General features: G+C 72.0%; 3 protein-coding genes and 1 pseudogene. 1 reads left to right on the top strand and 3 read right to left on the bottom strand.

Translation table 11 applies throughout. The features are described 5' to 3' along the window. Positions 1–427 (top strand): annotated as a pseudogene (locus AB0O00_RS31450) (hypothetical protein); the annotation flags it as partial. A gap of 70 nt (positions 428–497) precedes the next feature. Here AB0O00_RS31450 and sucD read toward each other — a convergent pair. The 3 genes from sucD to AB0O00_RS31435 form a co-directional block, all read right to left on the bottom strand. Then, positions 498–1382, bottom strand: a complete 885-nt coding sequence (gene sucD, locus AB0O00_RS31445) for a succinate--CoA ligase subunit alpha (protein ID WP_363657555.1) — start codon at positions 1380–1382, stop codon at positions 498–500. Between the two features lie 19 nt (positions 1383–1401). Next, entirely contained in the window at positions 1402–2574 is a 1173-nt protein-coding gene (gene sucC, locus AB0O00_RS31440; protein WP_363657553.1) for an ADP-forming succinate--CoA ligase subunit beta, read from the bottom strand. Between the two features lie 314 nt (positions 2575–2888). Further along, the coding region (locus AB0O00_RS31435; RefSeq protein WP_363657551.1) for a VWA domain-containing protein at positions 2889–4036 on the bottom strand (1148 nt) is incomplete at its 5' end.

Genomic DNA, 4036 nt, shown 5'->3' with positions numbered 1-4036 from the left:
CCCGGAGCCGCACCGGCCCGCGGTGCCGGTGCTGCGGGCCCGGCACGGGCTGCGGAGCGTGGTGCTGACGGGCGCGGCGGCGCTGCTGACGGCGTCGGTGGGCGGCGCGGCGATGATGACGCTGGCGGGCGGGCGGCCGGCGGCGCTGTTCCGGGAGCCGGAACCGCCGGCGCCGTCCGTGTGCGTCCAGGCCCCGGACGCGGACGAGCCCGGGGTGCCGGTGGCGCCGGGCGCGGCGCCCGGCGGGATCAGCAGCCTGTGGTGCAGCCCGACGCCGGGGCTGGAGGCGGTGGTGGTGGACCCGCCGCCGCGCGCGATCGCGCTGTGGGAGCTGCCGGCGACGGCCAAGGGGGCGGAGGCCCCGCCGCCGCAGGGCCCGCCGAAGTGCGCCCACTGGGCGCCGCTGCCCTGCACCCCGGCGCGCTGACGGAACGCGGGAAACGCCGAGTGCCCCCGCCCGGAGAACCGGACGGGGGCACTCGTCAGCCGGGCTGGGGTCAGCCGGCGATGATCTCGCGCGCCAGGCGGGCGGTCTCGGACGGCGTCTTGCCGACCTTGACACCGGCGGCCTCGAGGGCCTCCTTCTTGGCCTGGGCGGTGCCCGAGGAGCCCGAGACGATGGCGCCGGCGTGGCCCATGGTCTTGCCCTCGGGGGCGGTGAAGCCCGCGACGTAGCCGACGACCGGCTTGGTGACGTGCTCGGCGATGTAGGCCGCGGCACGCTCCTCGGCGTCGCCGCCGATCTCACCGATCATGACGATGAGCTCGGTCTCCGGGTCCTCCTGGAACGCCTTGAGGGCGTCGATGTGGGTGGTGCCGATGACCGGGTCACCGCCGATGCCCACGGCCGAGGAGAAGCCGATGTCGCGCAGCTCGTACATGAGCTGGTAGGTCAGGGTGCCCGACTTCGAGACCAGACCGATCTTGCCGGAGCTGGTGATGTCGGCCGGGATGATGCCGGCGTTCGACTGTCCGGGGCTGATCAGGCCGGGGCAGTTCGGGCCGATGATCCGGGTCTTGTTGCCCTTGGAACCGGCGTAGGCCCAGAAGGCGGCGGTGTCGTGCACCGGGACGCCCTCGGTGATGACGACGGCCAGGCCGATCTCGGCGTCGATGGCCTCGACCACGGCGGCCTTGGTGAAGGCCGGCGGGACGAAGAGGACCGAGACGTCGGCGCCGGTCTCCTTCATGGCCTCGGCGACGGAGCCGAAGACCGGGATCTCGGTGCCGTCGACGTCGACCGTGGTGCCGGCCTTGCGCGGGTTGACACCGCCGACGATCTGGGTGCCGGAGGCGAGCATGCGGCGGGTGTGCTTCATGCCCTCGGCGCCGGTCATGCCCTGGACGATGACCTTGCTGTCCTTGGTAAGGAAGATAGCCATGGTGTGAGAGTCCCCTTCCTTACTTGTTGGCCAGCTCGGCGGCGCGGTCGGCGGCGCCGTCCATGGTGTCCACCTGCTGGACCAGCGGGTGGTTGGCGTCGGTCAGGATCTTGCGACCCAGCTCGGCGTTGTTGCCGTCCAGGCGGACGACGAGCGGCTTGGTGACGGCCTCGCCCTTGCTCTCCAGGAGCGCGAGGGCCTGCACGATGCCGTTGGCGACCGCGTCGCACGCGGTGATACCGCCGAAGACGTTGACGAAGACCGACTTGACGTCGGTGTCGCCCAGGATGATCTCCAGGCCGTTCGCCATGACCTCGGCGGACGCGCCGCCACCGATGTCGAGGAAGTTGGCGGGCTTGACGCCGCCGTGCTTCTCACCGGCGTAGGCGACCACGTCGAGGGTGCTCATGACGAGGCCCGCGCCGTTGCCGATGATGCCGACCTGGCCGTCGAGCTTGACGTAGTTCAGGCCCTTGGCCTTGGCGGCGGCCTCCAGCGGGTTGGCCGCGGCCTTGTCCTCCAGGGCCTCGTGCTCGGGCTGGCGGAACTCGGCGTTCTCGTCCAGGGAGACCTTGCCGTCGAGCGCGATGATCTTGCCGTCACCGGACTTGATCAGCGGGTTGACCTCGACGAGGAGGGCGTCCTCCTTGATGAAGACGGTCCACAGCTTCTGCAGGACCTCGGCGACCTGGTCGGCGACCTCGGCCGGGAACTTCGCCGCGGCGACGATCTCGGCAGCCTTCTCCGGGGTGCAGCCCTCGTTGGCGTCGACCGGGATCTTGGCGAGCGCGTCGGGGTTCTCCTCGGCGACGACCTCGATCTCCACGCCGCCCTCGACGCTGGCCATGGCCAGGAAGGTGCGGTTGGTGCGGTCCAGCAGGAACGAGACGTAGTACTCGTCCTTGATGTCGGCGGTCTGGGCGAGCATCACCTTGTGAACGGTGTGGCCCTTGATGTCCATGCCGAGGATCTGCTCGGCCTTGGCGACGGCGTCGGCCGGGTCGGCGGCGAGCTTCACGCCACCGGCCTTGCCACGGCCACCCACCTTCACCTGAGCCTTGACGACGGCGCGGCCGCCGAAGCGCTCGGCGATGGCGCGAGCCGCTTCGGGGGTCTCGATGACGTCGCCGTCAAGCACGGGCACGCCGTGCTTGGCGAAGAGGTCCCTCGCCTGGTACTCGAACAGGTCCACGTGTTTGTCCTTGTTCGTGGTCGCGGATTGTGTCTCTACGAGCGTGCCACGGCAGGATCTTCGCTGCGGGTCGTCGGGGCGGTGCGGGTACGCAGAGGTACGGCCTTGCGGCCCACACAGCCACGGGCGCACACGTCAATCAACACGCGCGTCACGTCCGTCTGGCAGGTTATCCCCGTGGGACGGGACTCTTTCGCCCGGGACCGGCCCGTCTTTGGTGAGAACCGTCACAGACAGCCTAAAGCGGCACGACGGACGCCCGGTCCGCCGGTCGGGTGGATTCGCACGTCCGGGTGAATCCGCGCACCGCCTGGTCAGGCCCCCTGGACGGCCCCCTCGGCCAGGTGCCGCGGGATCGGCCGCTTCTCGATCGCCGCAGCCATGATCTCCGGGAAGGCGTCGGGGGTGCAGGCGAACGCCGGCGCGCCGAGTGCGGCCAGGGCGGCGGCGTTGTCGTGGTCGTAGGAGGGGGCGCCCTCGTCGGACAGCGCGAGCAGCGCCACGAACTGGACGCCCGCCGCCTTCATCGCGGCGACCCGCCGGAGCATCTCGTCCCGGACCCCGCCCTCGTAGAGGTCGCTGATCAGGACCACGACCGTCTCGGCCGGGCGGGTGATCTTCGACTGGCAGTAGGCGAGGGCGCGGTTGATGTCGGTGCCGCCGCCCAGCTGGGTGGCGAACAGGACGTCGATCGGGTCGGTGAGCTGCTCGGTCAGGTCGACCACCGAGGTGTCGAAGACGACCAGCCGGGTGTCGAGCGTGCGCATCGAGGCGAGGACGGCACCGAAGACCGCCGAGTGGACGACCGAGGCCGCCATCGAGCCCGACTGGTCGACGCAGAGGATGACGTCCTTGCGGACCGCGCGCCCGGCGCGGGCGAAGCCGACCAGCCGCTCGGGGACGACGGTGCCGTGCTCGGGCAGGTAGTTCTTCAGGTTGGCCCGGACGGTGCGGTCCCAGTCGATGTCGCGGTGGCGCGGCCGGTGCACCCGGGCGCTGCGGTCGAGGGCGCCGCCCAGGGTGGCCCTGGTCCGGTCGGCGAGCCGGCGCTCCAGGTCGGCCACGACCCGGCCGACGACGGCGCGGGCGGTCTCCCTGGTGGTCTCCGGCAGGGCGTGCTTGAGCGAGAGCAGGGTGCCGACGAGGTGGACGTCCGGCTCGACGGCGGCGAGCATCTCGGGCTCCAGCAGGAGCCGCTCCAGGCCGAGCCGGGTGATCGCGTCCTGCTGCATCAACTGCACGACGGTGGAGGGGAAGTAGCTGCGGATGTCGCCGAGCCAGCGGGCCACCTGCGGGGCCGAGCCGCCGAGCCCCGCGCTGCGGCGGCCCCCTCGGCCGGGCCGGGCGGCCTCGTCGGGGGCGGCCCGGTAGAGCGCGGCGAGCGCGCCGTCCATCGCGGCGTCGCGGCCGCGCAGGGTGCAGCCGGTGCCGTCGGCCTCGCCGCCGAGCACCAGGCGCCAGC

The organism is Kitasatospora sp. NPDC093558 (assembly GCF_040683475.1).
Classification (GTDB): Bacteria; Actinomycetota; Actinomycetes; order Streptomycetales; family Streptomycetaceae; genus Kitasatospora.
The sequence above is the reverse complement of the archived record's forward strand: the minus strand, read 5'-3'. Positions and strand labels throughout refer to the sequence as shown.

Coding starts and splice junctions, on each gene's coding strand:
- sucD (WP_363657555.1), bottom strand. CDS start 1,382: ATGGCTATCTTCCTTACCAAGGACAGCAAGGTCATCGTCCAGGGCATG.